Origin of the sequence: Methylomarinovum caldicuralii (genome assembly GCF_033126985.1) — a bacterium.
GTDB lineage: Bacteria > Pseudomonadota > Gammaproteobacteria > Methylococcales > Methylothermaceae > Methylohalobius > Methylohalobius caldicuralii.
The window spans coordinates 194,173-211,200 of the sequence record NZ_AP024714.1; the positions used below are offsets into that span (position 1 = coordinate 194,173).

Sequence of the window (17,028 nt, forward strand, 5' to 3'; positions counted from 1 at the left end):
CCTTGTGATTGGAATGGAGATGCTAATGTAACTAATTTATGTTTCTGCTCTATTTCAGTTTGATTTCAAACAGGTTACATCGACAACCATCGAGCTGAGCCTCAACGGGGTTCGAGCGCCTTCTGATAAACCGGGCCTTCTTGACTGACGATGCTGGCATGGAGGCGCCCATCCTCATCGATCCGGATCAGACCAAAATTGAACCATTCAAGCGCTTCTTCATAGCTGGTCACCTCCGAGGCCGATTCAGGACCAAAGAAAAACAGCCGCTCCGTTCCCAGGGTGCCGTCAAAATCCCGGTTGGGAAACAATCCGGCATTCAACGGCCCGGAAACGAACTCGTAGATCTCGAAATCCTGATCCTGGACGAAAGGACGATAACGGAACACTTCGGCGAAATGGACATCGGTGGTGATGAAGACTACATTGCGGATATCGCGGTCGTGCAAGAAATTGACCAGCTGCAGCAGTTCCTGCTCGAATCCGGTGTCCTGATCGAAATTGGCCCAGCCGTCGCGCCCATTTTCCGGTGGGAAGCCGGTGGGAATCGACAGTGGCACGCTGGAAACGATTACCTTCCAGGTGGCGTCGCTCTTTTGCAGGGTCTCCTTCAACCAGGTCAGCTGTTCCCGCCCCAACATGGTTTTGGGAAACCGGGCATTGTCTGGTTGACTATTTGCGTCGCGGTATTGGCGCGTGTCGAGTACGATCAGCTCCAGGTGCTTACCCCAACGGATCGAACGATAGAGACGTTTAGGGGTCCGGGGATCCTCGACGATGGGATTGTAGTCGAGAAATGCCTTCAACCCCATCGGCAGCAGATGTACGCCTGGGGTGTAAGGCGGGGTATCCCGGGTATCATGAAGCGGCCCAAAATCGTTCACCACTTCGTGATCATCCCAGATGGCAACGTAAGGCGTATGGGCGAGAAGCTCACGGAAATTTTCATCGCCCCGGTTGTACTTCCAGTGTCCCCAGTAATCCTCCAGCGTGGCCGAGCGGTCAAAATCGCCCGCGATCTGGGCGTTACCATAACGGCCCTGCTCCTCACAGATACCATCGGCATAGATCATGTCTCCAAGACCGACGAAAAAATCCGGCTCCATCGCATCGATGGTCCGAAATAGAGGATAACCAAGCAGGGCATCGCGGCAGACATTTTGGCCGCCCACATCCCCGCCCCAGGCGAAGGTGACCGGCTTTGCCGTCATCGATTCAGGCGCGGTCCGGAATTCACCGCGGGCGCCGCTGGCCGGATTTCCTCCGAACCGCCTTTTACTGAACCAAACCTGATAGCGGTAACGGGTGTCGGGACGCAGACGATTGAAGACAAGCTTGCCGGCGTAGTCTCTGGCGGACTCCACCCTCACGGTTTTAATCCGCCCCCTGGGACCGATCAGACGGACATTCATGAAGCCCTCGGCATCGGTTCTGGACCAGATCACCACCGAGCTGGCGGTAACATCGCCGACCGTCACACCGTGAGTAACGGGAAGGACAGTGGTAGTGTTGCTTACGTTTGAAAGATCTTGGACTGTATCGGCATAGGACAACGCCCCGCAATCGAAAAGCATGGCAATCATACCGACGACAACAATCGAAATTAACCGTTTCATTGAGCATACCTCCTCATTTATAGATACCGGTTCAGTTTTGTACAGACGGATCTGCCAAAATCTGCTGTTCGAATAGAAACACTGCCGAAGTATTAGGCAAGACATGCACCTTGATCCAGTTCACCCTTGGGCTGCCGAAAGTCTGCACGCGGGTGAAGTTGGGCAGGCGGGGATTGTCCTCGAAGCTGTCGAAAGGCTTGTCCACCAGATATTCGTGGAAGTCTCCGTGTGCCAGCACTACGGGCTTCCCAAAGTCCGCCACCCGTGCTCGCAAATGATCGATGATATCTTTAAAACCTGCCCGCGCTGGATCGTCTTCCGGCAAATCAAAACGGGGGTTGGCTTGCATGACCAAAAATACTCCCTTGGCATTGTGCCGTTCTGCTTGATCGAAGATTTGATCCAGCCAAGCGATGGCTGCATCGCGGCGCTGCTCGAATTCGGCGATGCGATCGGCTCGAGGGTTGTCCACCGAATCGGCCGGATCAAAGCCAAGCCAAGGTTTGAGGTCGTTGTTGCTGCCGACTACATGCACCGTCCCGAAGACAACGCCGGCACGCTGGAACCAAACATTTTCGATGAATGTTTCAAACCCAGGCATACGGGCTTGGCTGTGAACGAAGATAGGGTGGCCGCCGCTGGAACGATCCGGATCGGAGAAGAAAACCTGGCGCAGAAAAGCCAATCGCTCCAATGGATTAAAGCTACCATTGCTGACCCGGTGGCAGTCGGTCCATTCGTTATCCCCAGGGGTATAGACGAAGGCCCGGGTAAACTGCTGGTATTGCCGGAAACGGGCCAGAATCCGCTCATCGTCACAGCGTTCGCCGCCGCCTTTGATATCCCCAGTGTGGAGCACGAATTTCACCCTGGGGTCGCGGTTTACATTCTCGACCAGTTTGTCGAAGCGCGCTACCTGATCGTCGCCATAAGGCAAATCACCAATCAGCGCAAAGGAAAATGCTTCGCCCTTCAATCTAGATGGATAAAAGCGGTTTTCCTGACTGTCAGCATGGGACAGTTGATAGGGAATCGCAACCAATCCCAATAGCAGTAACAGAATCTTCATTTTTCCCTCCTCGGTATGTTGTAAAAAGGAAAAATGATGATTCCATAGATTTATGACGCTAAAATTTCTACCTGATTACGTTTCCGTTACCGTTCACGGGCTTGCCACTGGAAGTGGTTGAGGTTCCGGCAGGGGCAGGCGGAAGGTGACCTCGCCCTCTGCCATGCCCTGGGCGCAGATGGTCCGCAGGGTCTGATAGACGCCGGTCTTGAGGCGCTTGCAGGTTTCGACCAGCGACAGGATCATGGGTCGGAAGCAGTCACCGCGATGCGACTGGCTGAAGAAACTGGTCTTGCGCCAGATGACATAGGGGCGTAGGGCACGCTCTGCCGTGTTGTTGGTCATCGGTACCCCGGGATGGTCCAGGAAGGTCCAGAACCTGGGAAAATCGTCCAACAACTTGCGGCAGCTGCGACCGGTTTTGTTGTCGCCATGTCTTTGGGCGGCCTGTTCCAGTTCGCGCCGGAAGAGGGCTTTGATGCGTTCCAATCGCCTTCGGTAGCGGTCGGATGGGTAATGGCTCTGTTGCCAGAGCTTGCCGCAGTGAACCGTCAGGCGGGCGGCCCGGAGCAGGCGTTCGCCATCTTCGCCGGCCTGTCCCTTGCGCCCGGCGATCCGTTCCAGGTTGCGGATGAGATGCGCCCAGCAGTATTGGTGTGAGTCCTGGGGATGGTCGTTGTAGGCCCCGTGGCGGTCGGTCACCAGGATTCCCTGGAAATCCCCCAACAGCTCACCGGCCGCACCCTTGCCGCGGGAATAATGGGTCAGGAAATACGCCATCTGATCGGTCGTCAGCGCCCACAGCCAATAGATGCTGCGGCCCCGGTAGTGGCGGGTCTCGTCGGCATGGGCGATCAGCGCTTTTCTGACCGCTTCGCCAATCTGGTTGTAGACCGGACCCAGCCACGCCTGCAGCGGGATCTGGCTCTGGCTGATCGCCCCCAGGCTGAATCTCAGACCCCATTGTTCTTCCAGCAGCGCTTCGACTTCCCGCAGCGACAGGTGATAGCGCCCCGTCATCAAGCCAATCCACGCCACCAGCCCAGGTCCCATCTGGCCGCGGGGCACCTCATCCGGTAGCCGCCCCTGGTGCTTCTCACCACACCACCCACAGCGGCCTTCATACACCCGGTGTTCGACCACCCGGTAACGAATCTCGGGCAGGTCGAACACCTGATGGGGACGGAATCCCCGCACCGCCACCGACCCACCGCACTCGCAGCGGCCATGGGGAAAGTAATGCCGGACCTCGTCCACTGCTTCTGCCGGAACCAGAGCCCGCTCGTGCCTGGGATCTCCCACCTGCGCCCCTTTCTTGCGTCCCGTCGGTCGCTTGCCCTTGCGCTCGGCGCGTTTCTTCGGGCTGTCCTGGGAAGGTGGTTGGGAGGAATTGTCGGACCCCAAGGCCAACTGTTCCTCCAGTTCTTCCACTCGCGCCTGGATCTGCTGAAATTCTCCCAGCGCCCGCCAAAGCGCTTCGATCACCCGGTGGCATTCCTCCACCGTCCCGGGCAAGGGAGGTGGGCGGCTCAGGTCCAGATCAAGTCTTTCCATGGCCCGTATTCTCTTGGTTCTTCAGGCACTTGGCAAGACCGGCCGGGTGACCGCGGGCGATTGCTCACCCGCGGTTCCCACAGATCCGGACGTGCCCGATTAAGGCATCCGGCTCCTCGGACTATGGCGTCGCTACGCAACGGGCAATTCCGTGAACCACGCGCGGTGGGGGGAGTGGGTATCGTTTGTACAGCCGCCCAAAATGGTCCCGGTTCATCCGTTCCCGGTTGCGGCGGGACAACCATTTGTACCAGCGCCGTCTGACCTCGTACAGGAAGCGGGCCAGCGATTGGCTGTTGCCGACGATCCCATAGTAGGCATAATGCCCCTTGAGTTTGCGGCTCAGGGCCGCTTGTTGGTCTGCAACCGGCCAGTGGCGGTGCATCCGGCACCAGTGGTTGATCGCCTGCAGGGAGCGGCTGAGCCGGGCTTGGGCGGTCTTGCGTTTGACGACCCAGCGCCCTTTCCTTGAGCGTCCCCAGTAGTGGGTGAATCCCAGGTATTGGAAGCTCTGGCCTTTCCGTCCGGGTTTTCTGAAGTCGAGCAGGCGGGTTTTGTCCGGGTGCAGACGCAGGCCGTATTTGGCCAGGCGCTTGCCCAGAACGGCCAATACCCGCCGGGCGTCTTCTTCCCGTTCGAACACCAGGACCGCATCGTCGGCGAACCGGACTTCGAAGGCGCTGCCCTGCAGTCGCGGTTTGACCGTCTGCTCGAACCACAGGTCGAGCACGTTGCGATTGCGACAAGTTTTTTTCTCATTTCAGTAAGCCTCCGAAGCGAGTTCGTTGTGCATGTGTCCATCCCGGATTGGATGGACGGAGGCAAATTAGCAACGCCATGTTTCATTTCCGTGAACAAACGATGACAGTCCGATGAAGTGCCCTCTTCCTGAAGCGTCATCTTCCTGCAACAGCAAATCTGATATATTGCACTCGATAAACGTCAACCCGAGGCTACTTGAAGATGGAAGACCAAAACCCTGTGCCTGACACGAAACAAGCAGAAGTAGTAGAAGAAGATCAAACCGCCGCCCGCGAGGAAAAGCGGCCCCACACGCTTGACCCGGAGTACGTCTGTTCCACTCACCAGGATCTCATAGACCTCTTGGGCGCCCTGGATGCCCTGAGGGATCCTCGCTGACTCCATGACGGCCGCTATCGAGGTTCTCCACGACCGCGTGCCGGGGCGGCTGCGGCTGAGACACAACCGCCTCTATCGCCGCCCGGAACTGGGCGCGCATCTGGAAAAGGGCTTGCATCGGCTCGCCCGCCGGATCCGGGTCAACCCCCGCACTGCCACCCTAACCGTGGAGTTCGATCCCGCCCACCGGCAGGAAGTACTCGAACAGCTCAGCAAGCTGCTTCAAAGCCCTGTCGTCAATTCATTTCATCCTGTTGCGGCGCACCCGGGAAGGGCGCCGCAACCCACCGCCCGCTGGCATGCCATGACGCCGGCCCAAGTCCTGGAGATGCTCGACACCTCTCCCCAGGGGCTGAGCCCGGAGGTGGTCCGGCAACGCCTGCGTCACTACGGATCCAATGTGCTGAAAAGCGGAACCGGGCGTTCCACCGCAGAAATCCTGTGGGAACAGGTGGCCACACCTCCGGTGCTTCTGCTGGGGGTTTCCGCGGTTATCTCGGTTCTGACAGGGGGGCTGCTGGACGCCGGCGTCATTATCGCCGTCGTGGGGATCAATACCGCCATCGGCTATTTCACCGAGAGCACCTCGGAACGGATCATCCACGCCCTCGACTCGCTGACGCCGCTTTATGCCGACGTCATCCGCGCCGGCCGACCCATGCGGATACCCATAGAGGAACTGGTGCCGGGCGACGTGATTTGCCTGACCCCTGGCAGTTACATCGGCGCCGACGCCAGGCTTCTGGAAGCCGCGAATCTGACCGTGGACGAGTCGACCTTGACCGGTGAAAGCCTGCCGGTATCCAAGCAGGCCAAGGCGGTCCTGGAACCCCTGATCCCGCTGGCAGACCGCTGCAATCTGGTATTCCGGGGCACTGTGGTCACCGGCGGCAGCGGCAAGGCCGTGGTCGTGGCCACCGGTTCCGCCACCGAGATCGGCATCATTCAATCCCTGCTGCAGGCAGCCACCCCGCCCCAGACATCCATGCAGCGGCAGCTCGACCGCCTGGGCATGGAACTGGCCCTGCTCAGCAGCGGGATCTGCGTTTTGGTCTTCGTCGTCGGGGTAGTCCGGGGGCTGCCTTTTCTGGAAATGCTCCGTGCCGCCATTTCCCTGGCGGTCGCCGCGGTTCCCGAAGGGCTGCCCACCGTCGCCACCACCACCCTGGCGCTCGGAGTCCGCCGCATGCGCGGTCAAAAAGTATTGATCCGCCAGCTCAATGCGGTAGAAAACCTGGGGGCGGTCCAGGTGGTGTGCTTCGACAAGACCGGCACACTGACCCTCAATCGCATGTATGTCACCCGGATCGCCACCGCCGCCGGTATCCTGAAAGCCGAATCCGGCCGCCTGTTCCTGGAGGGAAAGGCTGTCGCGCCGGATGAGGATCCGGCCCTCGCACAGCTTCTGGAAGCGGGGGTCCTGTGCAGCGAAGTGACCGAAAACGGCGGTGAACTAGACGGATCGCCCACGGAAAAGGCCCTGTATCAATGCGCCCGGGACGCGGGAATCGATACCGGCAAACTCCACCGACGCCATCCCCGGGTGCGAATACTGCATCGGGCCGACAATCGGCCTTACATGGCCACATGGCACCGCAATGACGACGGCACCTTTCGCATCGCGGTCAAGGGAAACCCTGAGACAGTGCTGGCGCTGTGTCGGTGGCAACTCCAAGACGGCTCTAGGCAGCCCCTCACCGAGGAAGCCCGCAGGGCCATTCTCGCCACCAATGAAGCCATGGCCGGACAGGCGCTACGGGTTCTGGGCGTGGCGGCTGGTCAGACCGACGATCCCCAAGGCGAGTTGGGCCATCTGACCTGGCTCGGCATGGTGGGCATGGAGGATGCCATTCGCCCCGGCACCGCAGAGCTCATCGCCCGCTTCCACCGCGCCGGCATCGACACGGTCATGATCACCGGCGATCAGAGCGCCACTGCCGCTTCGGTGGCCCAACGCCTGAATCTGAGCGGCGACAAGCCGCTGGAAATCCTTGATTCCACCCGCCTGGATCAAGTGGAACCGGAGGTATTGCGCAACCTGGTGCAAGATGTCACGGTCTTCGCCCGGGTCAGCCCGGCCCATAAGCTCAAGATCATCCAGGCCCTACAGGCTAACGGCAAGGTGGTGGCCATGATCGGTGACGGCATCAACGACGCACCGGCGCTGAAGGCTGCGGACGTAGGCGTTGCCATGGGGAAGCGCGGCAGCGACGTGGCCAGGCTGGCGGCAGACGTAGTCCTGGAGGACGACAATCTCGCCACCCTCCACATCGCCATCGAACAAGGAAGGACCCTCTACAACAATACCCGCAAAAGCCTACGCTTCCTGCTCTCCACCAATCTGAGCGAAATCGAGGTCATGCTGCTGGGAGTGATCCTTGGCGCCGGCGAGGTGCTGACCCCGATGCAGCTTCTGTGGATCAACCTGTTCACCGACATCTTCCCCGGTTTGGCCCTGGCGCTCGAGCCCCCGGAAGCGGATGTCATGGAAAAGCCGCCTCGGGATCCGCAAGAGCCCATCCTGAGTCGTAGACACTTGTGGAACATCGCCCGGGAGGGAGCGGTGATCACCGGCGGGGCCTTTGCCACCTATGCGTATGCCAAGAGCCGTCATGCATCGCCCCAGGCAGCCAGCGGCCTGACGTTCCAGACCCTGACCGTGGCTCAATTGCTCCACAGCTTTAGCTGCCGCTCGGAAAAGACCGCCTGGCATTTCTTCGGCAACCCGTACCTCAATGCCGCCATGGGAGGAAGCCTGGCGCTGCAACTGGGCACCCTGGTGCCACCGCTGCGCCGATTGCTGTCCCTACCGCCTCCCACCCTGGCGGACATGGGGGCGGTCGCTGCCGGTGCCACCCTGCCACTGCTCGTCAACGAAACCAGCAAACGTGTGATCCAGACATGAACCAGCACACCGTTTTATTCACCTCCGAGGCAGTCACCGCCGGTCATCCGGACCGCCTATGTGACAGCATCAGCGATGCCATTGTCGATCGTTTCCTATGCCAGGATCCGGGCTCACGGGTGATCACCGAATGCGCCATCTCAAAGGGCGTCGTGTTCATCGCCGCCCGGCTGGCTTCTGACGTCATGATCGACCTGCCGGAAACCGCCCGCTCGGTGATCCGGGAAATCGGCTATCACCCCAAAGACTTCGATGCCGAAGGTTGCACGGTCGTCACCAGCATCATCCAGATGCCGGTGGAGCAACGCTGCCAGGACGAAAGCTTGCTGAGCGATGCCGAAATCGACCGGATCGTCGCTCAGAATCAGACCACCGTCTTCGGCTTCGCCTGCACCCACACCCCGGACCTGATGCCTCTGCCCATCACGCTGGCCCGCCATCTGGCCAATCAATTGAGCGCCGCCCGGACACACGAAGAGCTGGCCTGTCTGTCTCCCGACGGCACCATCCAGGTCGGCGTGGAATTGGCGGGCGGAATCCCCCGGCGCCTGCATACCCTCGCCTTGATCTGCGGTTTCCAGGCGGGCCAGATCATCAAGCCGGATCGTTTGCAGGAAACCCTCAAAACCCAGGTCATCGAACCGGTCCTGCAATCGATGCAACTAAGTCTGGATCCGGAAACCCGCATTCTCATCAACCCCTTGGGCGCCCACATCCGCAGCGGCCCGGCGACACATTCGGGCATGACCGGGCGCAAGACCGCCAACGATACCTATGGCGCTTACGCCCGTCACAGCGGCGCCGCCTTGAGTGGCAAGGATCCCCTGCGCATCGACCGCAGCGGCACCTATGCCGCCCGTTATGCCGCTAAAAATGTGGTCAGCGCCGGATTGGCCGAGGCTTGTGAAGTGCAACTCAGCTATACCATCGGCCAGGCCCGTCCGGTCAGCGTCGAAGTCGACACCTTTGGCACCGGCACCCTAAAGGATGAAGTCATCGCCAAAAGGCTGGAAGAAGTCTTCGATTTCCGTGTCGGGGCGATCATTCGGGACCTGCAGCTCCGCCAACTGCCGTCGCGCTATCCCGAAGGTTTCTATCGCCACCTGCCTGTGGCCGGGCACTTCGGCGCTTCCTTTACCGAACTGCCGTGGGAGCGCACCGACAAGGCCGCGGAACTGAAAGGTTGATCAGGAACGGGGCCGATTCAGCAACTCGTAAAGATACCAAAGTAAGGTCAGCGCCGGTGGCGCCACATGGCCTTTGGCCAGTTCGCGGAACAGGAAGATCGTGAAAAACACAAAAATCAGGGAAGGATTGTTGAGGCGGGCATTGGACCATCGTCTCAAGCTGTCGTCGAACTGCCGCAGTTGCTGACTGACGAGGACATCCAGAGAAGGATGCTGCGGCGCGGCGAGGTCCAGCTCAAACCACCCCTGTTCTCTGGCCTGGCGGGCCAGAGTTGCCAAGTCGAGGGAGCCGTCATGGCACAGCAGCACACTTGCGGTGCGCGGATTGACCTCCACCGCACTTACTTCCGCACGTGCCGCCAAAACCTGGCCGAGGGCCTGGAAATAGTCATCCAGGCCCCGCTTGTCAGGAATGCGCAAACGGAAGCGATTGCTTGCCACGTGGGAAACGTATGCCCGGACGGTCATGGGGTTTCATCGGAATCGCCGGGGGCCGTATCTTCTGCCGCCGCGCGGGCCTGCCGCAGTTCGTCCTGGACCTCGGCATAGATATCTTCCACATCTTCGGCGACCTCGGCCAAGGTCTCCCGAGCCTTTTCATAGGCCAAAATCCCCGATTTGAGAGTGGCGCGCAACAGGAGCCTGCCTGTGTCCCCCCTCAGGGCGGAACGGGCCGCCAGAGCAGCTGCGGTCAATCCCACCCCGATAGCGATCCCTTTGAGCGTTTCATCCTTCATCTCATTCAGGCTGCCTCCCGATATTTCCGCGCGCCCCGGACCGTCAGATGGAGCTGGCGGTACTCGGCTTCGATCAGTTCCGGCGAATACTTCCGTTCCAGGCGGCGCAGGGTGAAATGCCCTTTGGCCATGTCCTGAAAATGCCGCATGAAGACGGCATTGACGGCGGCCCCCGCCGCGGCGCCGACCATGGGGATCGCCAAAGCGGCCGCCCGCTGCGACAGAGCGATGCCAAACCGATCGGCCACACTGGTGATCAATTTCAACAGCACAGGCGCACCTTCTCGTTGCAATCCGTGCGTTTGCAGATAACTCAACGCTTCGGCCACCGGCAGGGTAAGCGCCAGCCGGACCCCATAATAACCGGTTTCGGCGGAATCGTCCGTATGACTGCGACCGCCGTGGGCAAAGACCTCGAGACAGGCCAGGCGGGTTTCCGGATCATCCAGGCGCTCGCCCTGATCCCGGGCGATTGCGGCAATGCTCCGCAACATCAACACCGTGGAAAACGGCAGTTCCACAGCAAGCGCAGGCAGGCCGAAAAAGCCCCCCAGCGCTCCACAAGCACCACTCCCCCACTGATAGAGCGCACACCGGGTTCGGCCACGCTTGTTCGCAGCGAGCGTGGACAGGGCGAAGTCCAACGCTTTTTCGACCGCCGTGCGGGCAGCACCATGGATCAGTTCGTACCAGTTCGCCGGCAGATGCTGAAACCCCAGTTCCACGGGTTTGCCGATAGCGTGGGTGAGACGGGCTGCCAGACTGGGAAATTCCATCAGACGGTAAGCTTCGACCAGACTGTCCCTGTCAGCGGGAGTAAGGGCAACAACGGGAGGACTCATAAAAATGCACCGTCCAAAGTTTCATCAACATTTCATGAAAGCATGCCAACATTACCGTTTTTTGACAGTTAGAGCATCCAACGCACCGTCATGAGATACACCGCCAGGCTGAGAATATCCTGAACAATGGTGGCCACCGGTCCGCTGCCAAAGGCCGGGTCCAATCCCAGCCGGCTCAAAACCCAGGGAAACAACAGGCCGATACTGGTCGCAAAGGCGCTTGCGGCTACCAGTGCCGTACAGACCGCCAGCGCCAGCTGCAGTCCGAAGGTCAGCCAGATCAAGGGAAACAGCAGCCCTGCCAGAATGAAACCCAGGAGCAATCCGGTGACGGTCTCTCCCAGCCAAAGATGGACGAGGGACGCCCGGCTGAAGGAAAGCCCCCGCACGGCGATGGCTTCCGATTGAGTGCCGATGGCGTCCGCCAGATAAACCAGACCCGGGATGAAAAAAGCCACCGCCACCTGGGCTTTGAGTTCGGTCTCGAAATCCGTCATCAACCCGGTGGCCAGAACGCTCCCTGCAGTACCGACCAACAACCAGGGCAGCCGATGCCAGGCGCGCTTGATCGGGTTGCCTTCGATGGCGTTGAGCGCCTGCTCGGTATTGTTCTTCCAAATACCGACGAAACGGTTCATATCCTCGATGTGAGCATGATGCAGCAGTTTCAAGAGCGCCGGCGGCGGAATCAAACCCTGCAGCCTGCCCTTTTGATCCGCGACGGCCACCGTTCCCACCCCGTGATCCAAAGCAACCTGGACCACCTCATCCACTGCCGCAGCCATCGACACGGCGGGAACAGGCCGCATTTTCTCTTTCGCACGCACAGAAGCCGAATCCGGATCCAGATCTTCGGGGAGCAGCAATCCCAGATACCTGCCCTGATCATCGCAAACGACCACCGCCGGTGCCCGCAAACAGCTTGACGCATCCTGGCGGCAGCGCTCCAATACAGACGCCAACGGCTCATCGCCCCGGATCACCAGCGGTGCCGGCACGGTCAGGCTTCCAATCTCCGGATCGTCCTGTGGGATTTCTCTCGGGGGAAAATCGGGGTCTGTCTTGATCTCCATCAAGTTTTCGCCGCAGTCGGGGAACATTCGGATGCCAATCTGTCCAATTATCCGGGTTTTTCATGAAAATCTTATGACAGGAGGACAATCATGGCCGATATCAAAACCGAAACGCCGGTCCAGGACGAAGCGGAGAACAAGGTATCCATAGTGGCCAAAGCGGCGGAAGGTGTCCGTAGCGGCGCTGTCGATGCCGGTGAAAGCGCACGCCATCTGTTCGCCAAGGTGGGGCAGCTCGGCGGCAAGGGGATTTACGGCGTCTGTTACGGGGTTTCCTACGGCGCCACCTTCGCCGCTCTGACGGTGGCCAATGTATTGCCGGAAAGCGCCCTACGCGGCTTCAGGGACGGGGCCAAGGCCGCCGAAGCGTCTCTGCACAAGCCCGTAACGGAAGAAACCGCACAGCCCGCATAACCTTTCGGCCCCCTCGCAAGAGGGGGCTTCCCCGCCTTACCGCAAATCCCCCCACCGCAGCTGCACCGCCGTCAGCGCCGCCACGGCGGCGGTCTCCACCCGCAGAATCCGCGGCCCCAGGGCCGCCGGGACGAAACCGGCCTGCCTGGCGTGGTCCAGCTCTTCGGGTGTCAACCCCCCTTCCGGACCGATCAGCAGACTCAATTCCGTTTTCGGGGAAGGCAAGGCGGCAAGGGAGCGGCCGGCCGGATCGAGCACCAGACCCCGGCGGCCCGGCAGCCAGTCGGCCAGAGTCCGGGGCGTCAACATCGCCGGCATCCGGTTGCGGCCGCACTGCTCGCAGGCGGCGACGGCGACAGCCTGCCAGTGGCGGCGTTTGTGTTCGGCCCTGTCGCCTTCAAGCCGGACGTTACAGCGCGCGGTCAGCAGCGGGGTGATGGCCGCCACGCCCAGCTCCACCGCCTTCTGCACCGCCCAGTCCATGCGCTCGCCCTTGGCGATGGCAAGGCCCAGATGGATCTTCAGGGGCGATTCGGCCTCCCGCTCGTGCCAGGGACCGATGTACAGGCGCACCGCCTTGCGGCCCAAGGCTAGGACTTCGGCCTCGAATTCACCGCCCCCGCCGTTGAAGACTGTAAGGGCGGCCCCGGGGCGCAGGCGCAGCACAGTGCGCAGGTAGTGGGCCCGCTCATCCCCGACGACAATTTCAGAATCAGCCTGGAGCGGCTGGGGCAGATAAAGGCGGACGCGGCGCACTCAGCCGAGGGGTTCCTTGGGTGGCGGGGGCTGGAGATGGTAACCGTGCTCACGCAGGTTGGCCATCACCTGGACGACGTCGGCACGGGCCAGTTTGCGCTCCGGCGTCAGATCCAGCTCGAAGACGAACACCGGATTGACGAAATGGCGCATCAGCTCGGCGGGCACTGGCGAGAAGTCGTCCTTGTCCCGCAGGTAGAGATACATTTCGTCCCGCTTGCGGGAGCGGTAGATGTAGCACTTCATGCCAGTCCCAGGTTGCGGCAGATGGTCAGGGTCGGCTCGACCCGGTTCATGGTGTAGAAGTGAAGGCCGGGCACGCCCCCTTCGATGAGACGCTGGCACAGCTTGGTCACCACCTCGATGCCGAAGGCGCGGATCGCTGCCAGGTTGCCGTCGAAGGCCTCCAGGCGTTTGCGCATCCAACGCGGGATCTCGGCGCCGCACAGATCGGAAAAGCGCGCCAGCTGGGCGTAGTTGGTCACCGGCATGATGCCGGGGACGATGGGGATGGTCACCCCCAGGTCGCGGCAGTCGGCGACGAAGTGGAAGTAGGCGTCGGCGTTGTAGAAGTACTGGGTGATGGCCCCGTCGGCGCCGGCCTCGACCTTGGTGACGAAGTGCTGCAGGTCGTCCGGATAGCTGGGCGCCTGGGGATGGGTTTCCGGATAGGCGGCCACCTCCAGGTGGAAATGGTCGCCGGTTTCGGCGCGGATGAAGGCCACCAGATCGCTGGCGTAGCGGAAATCGCCGTCGGCGCGCATCCCCGAGGGCAGATCGCCGCGCAGGGCGACGATGCGGCGGATGCCCCGCGCGCGGTACTGGTCCAGCAGGGCGCGGATCTCGGCTCTGGTCGAGCCGATGCACGACAGGTGGGGCGCCGCTTCGATCCCGGTCTCGCACTGGATTTCCAGCACGGTTTCGAAAGTCTTGTCGCGGGTGCTGCCCCCGGCGCCGTAGGTGACCGAGAAATAGACCGGCTCGAGTTGGGCCAGCTGCCGGTAGGTGTCGCGCAGCTGGGCGGCCATCTCCGCCGAACGGGGCGGAAAGAATTCGAAACTCAGGGCGATGGAACGGTTCACGCAGATCCCACCTCGGCAGATTAAAGGATGTAGCGGCTCAGGTCCTCGTCCTGGGCCAGTTCCCCCAGATGCTCGTCCACGCAGGCGGCGTCGATGGTGACCGTCTCACCGGCCAGCTCGGGGGCCTTGAAGGAGATTTCCTCCAGCAGTTTCTCCAGCACCGTGTGCAGGCGGCGGGCGCCGATGTTTTCCACCGTTTCGTTGACCTGCCAGGCGATCTCGGCGATGCGGGCGATGCCGTCGGCGGTGAATTCCAGCCCCACCCCTTCGGTGGCCATGAGCGCCTTGTACTGCTCGGTGAGCGAGGCGTCGGGCTCGGTGAGGATGCGGACAAAGTCCTCCACCGACAGGGCGCTCAGTTCCACCCGGATGGGGAAGCGGCCCTGCAGCTCTGGAATCAGGTCCGAGGGCTTGGCCAGATGGAAGGCGCCGGAGGCGATGAAGAGGATGTGATCGGTCTTGACCATGCCGTACTTGGTGGTCACGGTGCTGCCCTCCACCAGCGGCAGCAGGTCGCGCTGCACCCCCTCGCGGGAGACGTCGGCGCTGGCGCCCATCTCCGAGCGGCGGCAGATCTTGTCGATCTCGTCGAGGAAGACGATGCCGTGCTGTTCCACCCGTTCCAGGGCGCGGAACTTGATCTCCTCCTCGTTGACCAGCTTGGCGGCCTCCTCCTCGCGCAGGGCCTCAAGGGCGTCTTTAATCTTCATCTTGCGGCGCTTGGTCTTGCCGCTGGCCAGATTCTGGAACAGGCCCTGGAGCTGGCTGGTCATCTCCTCCATCCCCGGTGGCGCCATGATCTCCACCCCCATCCGCGGGGCCTGGACCTCGATCTCGATCTCCATGTCGTCGATCTCCCCGGCCCGCAGGCGGTCGCGGAAACGCTGGCGGGCGGCCGATTCCCTGTCCGCCGGGGTTTCGCTCCAGCTCGACGGCGGCGGCACCAGCATATCGAGGATGCGCTCCTCAGCGGCCCGTTCGGCCCGCGCCCGGACCTTCTCCATCTCCGCCTCGCGGGTCTGCTTGACGGCCACCTCCACCAGATCGCGGATGATGGACTCCACGTCGCGGCCCACGTAGCCCACCTCGGTGAACTTGGTCGCCTCCACCTTGATGAAAGGCGCATTGGCCAGCCGCGCCAGACGGCGGGCGATCTCGGTCTTGCCCACCCCGGTGGGGCCGATCATGAGGATGTTCTTGGGGGTGATCTCGTCGCGCAGCGCCTCCGGCACCCGGCTGCGGCGCCAGCGGTTGCGCAGGGCGATGGCCACGGCGCGCTTGGCGTCCTGCTGGCCGATGATGTGCTTGTCGAGTTCGTGGACGATCTCGCGGGGGGTCATGGTCATGGGCGCGACTCCAGCTCCTCGATGGTGAGGTTGTGGTTGGTGTAGATGCAGATGTCGGCAGCGATGTGGAGGGACTTTTCCACGATCTCGCGCGCCGGAAGCTCGGTGTTCTCCAGCAGGGCCCGGGCTGCCGACAGGGCGTAGAAACCGCCGGAGCCGATGGCGATGAGATCGTGCTCGGGCTGGATCACGTCACCGGTGCCGGAGATGATCAGCGAGGACTTGGCGTCGGCGATGGCCAACAACGCCTCCAGCCGCCGCAGGGCGCGGTCGGTGCGCCAGTCCTTGGCCATCTCCACCGCCGCCCGCACCAGATTGCCGCGGTGTTTTTCCAGCTTGCCCTCGAAATGCTCGAACAGGGTGAAGGCATCGGCGGTGGCACCGGCGAAACCCGCCAGCACCTGATCGTGATACAGGCGCCGGATCTTGCGGGCGTTGCCCTTCATCACCGTGTTGCCCATGGAAACCTGGCCGTCACCGCCGATGACCACGCGGTCGCCACGGCGGACGGAGAGGATGGTGGTGCCTCGGATGGGGCCCATTGCTGCTCCCAGGGTTGTGAAAGACGCTAATTATACCCGCGCTCAGAAAAAGCACGGAGCCGTTTCCGGCCGCGATTTGAGCCACTCTCAATTAGGCTGGCCGGTTTGCCTCTTGGATTCAACTCGTAAGTGCAACTCTACCTAGAGCAGAGGGGTAAGCCGCGGTAGCATCACGGCTTACTCAATCTGCCAAGAGAGAGGAGCCTTTGTCCGCCAACAGGTACTGGGCGTCGATTCCCTCGATCAGGGTTGCAGCCTGGCTGCAATCCGCTGTGGGACCTGCTGTGACAACCATTCTGACCGGCATACCATGCGCATCCACGGCCAGATGTATCTTGGTGTTGAGCCCCCTTTTGTGCGCCCCATGTCCTGGTTGCCGCCTTTGGCGCCGGCCGCATGAGGGTGTACCTTCACATGGCTGGCATCGATCATCAGCCATTCGTAATCCGGTTCATCGATCAGCTGCTCGAGAACCTTCTCCCACACCCCCTTGTCCCGCCAGCGGCAGAACCTTCGATGGACGTTCTTCCAATCCCCGTAATCCGGTGGCAGATCCCGCCAGGGGGCGCCGGTGCGCAGAATCCAAAACACCGCATTGATGAACTGCCGGTTGTCTCTGGCCACCCCGCCCCAGGCGCCTCGGCGCCCGGGAAGATGCGGTTCCAACAGCTCCCAAACCCGGTCGGAAATATCGTGGCGGCGGTGTGCAGGTGTCGTCATGGCGCAGGTCCTGTGATAAAGTCCAAACAGACGTTCAGTATCTCA

General features: G+C 61.5%; 16 protein-coding genes and 1 pseudogene. 3 read left to right on the forward strand and 14 right to left on the reverse strand.

Going from position 1 to position 17,028, the window contains the following annotated elements:
- Positions 1 to 101: 101 nt before the first annotated feature.
- The 4 genes from MCIT9_RS01060 to MCIT9_RS01075 form a co-directional block, all read right to left on the reverse strand.
- Entirely contained in the window at positions 102 to 1,616 is a 1,515-nt protein-coding gene (locus MCIT9_RS01060; RefSeq protein WP_317705597.1) for an alkaline phosphatase D family protein, read from the reverse strand.
- Positions 1,617 to 1,647: 31 nt separating this feature from the next.
- On the reverse strand, positions 1,648 to 2,685 hold the full coding sequence (locus MCIT9_RS01065) for a metallophosphoesterase (protein ID WP_317705598.1): 1,038 nt from the start codon (positions 2,683 to 2,685) through the stop codon (positions 1,648 to 1,650).
- 93 nt (positions 2,686 to 2,778) lie between these two features.
- The gene (gene tnpC / locus MCIT9_RS01070; RefSeq protein ID WP_317705599.1) at positions 2,779 to 4,239 is read right to left on the reverse strand and encodes an IS66 family transposase; all 1,461 of its coding nucleotides are present in this window, start codon (positions 4,237 to 4,239) and stop codon (positions 2,779 to 2,781) included.
- Positions 4,240 to 4,360: 121 nt separating this feature from the next.
- Entirely contained in the window at positions 4,361 to 4,969 is a 609-nt protein-coding gene (locus tag MCIT9_RS01075; RefSeq protein ID WP_317705600.1) for a reverse transcriptase domain-containing protein, read from the reverse strand.
- Between the two features lie 414 nt (positions 4,970 to 5,383).
- Here MCIT9_RS01075 and MCIT9_RS01080 point away from each other — a divergent pair, with 414 nt between their 5' ends.
- The gene (locus MCIT9_RS01080) at positions 5,384 to 8,284 is read left to right on the forward strand and encodes a cation-translocating P-type ATPase (RefSeq protein ID WP_317705601.1); all 2,901 of its coding nucleotides are present in this window, start codon (positions 5,384 to 5,386) and stop codon (positions 8,282 to 8,284) included.
- Entirely contained in the window at positions 8,281 to 9,471 is a 1,191-nt protein-coding gene (gene metK / locus MCIT9_RS01085) for a methionine adenosyltransferase (RefSeq protein WP_317705602.1), read from the forward strand. The genes MCIT9_RS01080 and metK overlap by 4 nt, the downstream gene beginning before the upstream one ends.
- Here metK and MCIT9_RS01090 read toward each other — a convergent pair whose 3' ends face one another.
- The 4 genes from MCIT9_RS01090 to MCIT9_RS01105 all read right to left on the reverse strand — a co-directional run bounded on the left by MCIT9_RS01090 (position 9,472) and on the right by MCIT9_RS01105 (position 12,123).
- Positions 9,472 to 9,939 (reverse strand): HMA2 domain-containing protein, encoded by a 468-nt coding sequence (locus MCIT9_RS01090; protein WP_317705603.1) that lies wholly within the window; start codon positions 9,937 to 9,939, stop codon positions 9,472 to 9,474.
- Positions 9,936 to 10,208, reverse strand: coding sequence for a DUF5132 domain-containing protein (locus MCIT9_RS01095; protein ID WP_317705604.1), 273 nt, complete (start codon positions 10,206 to 10,208; stop codon positions 9,936 to 9,938). Before MCIT9_RS01095 ends, MCIT9_RS01090 begins: the two co-directional genes overlap by 4 nt.
- A 5-nt stretch (positions 10,209 to 10,213) precedes the next feature.
- Entirely contained in the window at positions 10,214 to 10,933 is a 720-nt protein-coding gene (locus MCIT9_RS01100) for an EcsC family protein (RefSeq protein ID WP_317705605.1), read from the reverse strand.
- A 185-nt stretch (positions 10,934 to 11,118) separates the two neighbouring features.
- The gene (locus MCIT9_RS01105; protein ID WP_317706677.1) at positions 11,119 to 12,123 is read right to left on the reverse strand and encodes a magnesium transporter; all 1,005 of its coding nucleotides are present in this window, start codon (positions 12,121 to 12,123) and stop codon (positions 11,119 to 11,121) included.
- A 90-nt stretch (positions 12,124 to 12,213) separates the two neighbouring features.
- On the opposite strand from MCIT9_RS01105, the gene MCIT9_RS01110 reads away from it, so the two are divergent.
- Complete coding sequence (locus MCIT9_RS01110) at positions 12,214 to 12,537, forward strand: hypothetical protein (RefSeq protein WP_317705606.1); 324 nt, start codon at positions 12,214 to 12,216, stop codon at positions 12,535 to 12,537.
- Between the two features lie 36 nt (positions 12,538 to 12,573).
- Here the strand turns inward: MCIT9_RS01110 and MCIT9_RS01115 are convergent, their stop codons facing one another.
- The 6 genes and pseudogenes from MCIT9_RS01115 to MCIT9_RS01140 all read right to left on the reverse strand — a co-directional run.
- Positions 12,574 to 13,293, reverse strand: coding sequence for a 16S rRNA (uracil(1498)-N(3))-methyltransferase (locus MCIT9_RS01115; protein WP_317705607.1), 720 nt, complete (start codon positions 13,291 to 13,293; stop codon positions 12,574 to 12,576).
- On the reverse strand, positions 13,294 to 13,539 hold the full coding sequence (locus MCIT9_RS01120) for a YcgL domain-containing protein (protein ID WP_317705608.1): 246 nt from the start codon (positions 13,537 to 13,539) through the stop codon (positions 13,294 to 13,296).
- Positions 13,536 to 14,375 carry a methylenetetrahydrofolate reductase [NAD(P)H] gene (gene metF / locus MCIT9_RS01125; RefSeq protein ID WP_317705609.1) on the reverse strand — a complete coding sequence of 280 codons (840 nt, stop codon included), beginning with the start codon at positions 14,373 to 14,375 and terminating at the stop codon, positions 13,536 to 13,538. The genes MCIT9_RS01120 and metF overlap by 4 nt, the downstream gene beginning before the upstream one ends.
- 20 nt (positions 14,376 to 14,395) lie before the next feature.
- Positions 14,396 to 15,715 (reverse strand): ATP-dependent protease ATPase subunit HslU, encoded by a 1,320-nt coding sequence (hslU, locus tag MCIT9_RS01130; protein ID WP_317706678.1) that lies wholly within the window; start codon positions 15,713 to 15,715, stop codon positions 14,396 to 14,398.
- A 2-nt stretch (positions 15,716 to 15,717) separates the two neighbouring features.
- Positions 15,718 to 16,263: an ATP-dependent protease subunit HslV gene (gene hslV / locus MCIT9_RS01135; protein WP_317705610.1), complete on the reverse strand. Its 546-nt coding sequence runs from the start codon at positions 16,261 to 16,263 to the stop codon at positions 15,718 to 15,720.
- Between the two features lie 202 nt (positions 16,264 to 16,465).
- Positions 16,466 to 16,983: pseudogene (locus MCIT9_RS01140) on the reverse strand (IS5 family transposase); the annotation flags it as partial.
- Positions 16,984 to 17,028 lie beyond the last annotated feature (45 nt).